At 65.0% G+C, this 2,063-nt stretch carries 1 protein-coding gene and 1 pseudogene; both read left to right on the top strand.

Annotation, left to right across the window (positions count from 1 at the left end; all coding sequences use genetic code 11):
* Positions 1-559, top strand: a pseudogene (locus EOA33_RS33525) (alpha/beta hydrolase); the annotation flags it as partial.
* Between the two features lie 326 nt (positions 560-885).
* Positions 886-2,025, top strand: coding sequence for a YcbK family protein (locus tag EOA33_RS33520; RefSeq protein WP_245455454.1), 1,140 nt, complete (start codon positions 886-888; stop codon positions 2,023-2,025).
* Positions 2,026-2,063 lie beyond the last annotated feature (38 nt).

Here is a 2,063-nt window from a genome sequence, read left to right as displayed (position 1 = left end):
CCTTATCTGGCCCTATGTCATCAACAACTACATGCGCGGCAAGGATCCCCTGCCCTTCGACCTCTTGTACTGGAACGCCGATTCAACCCGCATGGCGGCGGCCAACCATTCCTTCTACCTGCGCAACTGCTATCTCGAGAACAATCTGTCGCGCGGCACGATGGAGCTTGCCGGCCGCACCGTCTCGCTGGCCGATATCAAGATCCCCGTCTATAACCTGGCGACCAAAGAGGATCACATCGCGCCGGCGCTCTCGGTGTTCCTCGGCTCGCGCTATTTCGGCGGCAGCGTCGAGTATGTGATGGCCGGCTCCGGCCACATCGCCGGCGTCGTCAATCCGCCGACCGCGAACAAGTACCAGTACTGGACGGGCGGCAAGCCGGTGGGCGACTTCGGCCAGTGGTTCGCCTCGGCCGTGGAGCATCCCGGCTCCTGGTGGACGCACTGGCAGCACTGGGTCGAAACCCAGAACAACGCGCGCGTGCAGGCGCGCAAACCCGGCAAGCATATGAAAACCTTGGGGGATGCGCCGGGCACCTATGTCAAGGTGCGCGTGTAACAGACTGTAATGTCTGGTGAGTTGACGGCCCGTCAAAACAGGTCGAAATGGTGGCGTCAACTATCTGGTGGCTTCAATTCGCCTGGAAAAAACGATTACTTCCGAGGCTTGCAGATTTGACACAGGTCCCGTTTCCGGTTTGGGAACAGAACAGTCGTAGCGAGGGGCGTAGAACGCTGCGGCGATGACGAGCCGGCCGGCTACCGAGGGGGAATTTAGTTTTGAAGTCAGGTGGTTGGCGTCTCGCGCGGAGGGAAGGTCGCAGCATTGCGGCAGCGCTTTTCTCCGTGCTTCTGGCCTCCTGCACCTCCGCCGGCGACCCCACCATGTCGGTCGGCATGCCCGGCTATAATGCCACCTCCACCGAGATGAGCGCTGCAACCAGCGCCAAGCCAGCAACATCAACCGATTCGTCGCTGCAGGTGACTTCGGCCTCTTCGGAGGCGATATCGACCGTAATGGGTGATGGCGACAAGCCCTTGCCTGAAAAGGTCGCCTACGTGCCGGTGACGAAGCCGGGATCGGCCTTCCCTATCAACGTGCCGGCCGGTGCCGACACCGTTGCCGGCAACACGCCGCAGCCGCTGGTTCAGCCCGCGCAGACAGCCGAACAGACACAGGTCGTGGCCCAGCAGGTCGCTGCTGGCGACGCCGCCGCGACCGCGCCCAAGCCGCAGGCTGAAGCGGCGGCCGCGCAGCCAATGAACAACGGCGTCTACGTGACGGCGGGCGAAGCACCCCAGCAGCAGATCGCCGCGCCGAAGAAGGGCCTGTTTGCCTCGCTGTTCAGCACCACGCCGGCCTCGGCAGCCCCAGCGCCGCTGGTCAACGCGCGCTCGGGCGAGCAGCCGGCCGTTGCCAAGGCGACTGCGCCCGCCAAGCCGATCATCACGCTCGCTTCCGCCACCCCGGCCGAAAAGCCGGTGCAACTGGCCTCGCTCGACGATCCAAGCAATCACATCACCGGCGCCGATGCCTTGCCCGGCGTGCGCCAGACCGCGCTGTTCGAGATCAAGCGCAAATCCGGCATCGACGATGAGAGCGACGTCGACCTTAACGAGGACGAGGGCGGCTCCTACCAGGTGGCGTCGGCCGCCGGCATGGCGAGGCTGGCGCCCAATGGCCTGCTGAAGCAGAACGAAAGCGTCGACGTCGCCTGCCTGAAGCCGTCGCTGGTGCGCGTGCTGAAGACGATCGAGGGCCACTATGGCCGCAAGATGGTCGTCACCTCAGGCTATCGCGACCCGGCCCGCAACCGCCGCGCCAACGGCGCCAAGAATTCGCTGCACATGTACTGCGCCGCCGCCGACATCCAGGTTCCCGGCGTCTCCAAATGGGAGCTGGCGAGCTACATCCGTACCATGCCCGGCCGCGGCGGCGTCGGCACCTATTGCCACACCGAATCCGTCCATGTCGACGTCGGCCCCGAGCGCGACTGGAACTGGCGCTGCCGCCGGCGCGGCTAGCGACGGCGGCGGCTTACTTCTGCCGGCCGAGGCAAAGC

It is taken from the genome of Mesorhizobium sp. M4A.F.Ca.ET.050.02.1.1, assembly GCF_003997725.1.
Taxonomy (GTDB): Bacteria; Pseudomonadota; Alphaproteobacteria; order Rhizobiales; family Rhizobiaceae; genus Mesorhizobium.
Note: the sequence above shows the minus strand (reverse complement) of the source record. Positions and strands in the feature narration are given on the sequence as shown.

Excerpts from the sequence above, each read along its gene's own strand:
- EOA33_RS33520 (WP_245455454.1), top strand. The coding sequence starts at position 886 with ATGTCGGTCGGCATGCCCGGCTATAATGCCACCTCCACCGAGATGAGC.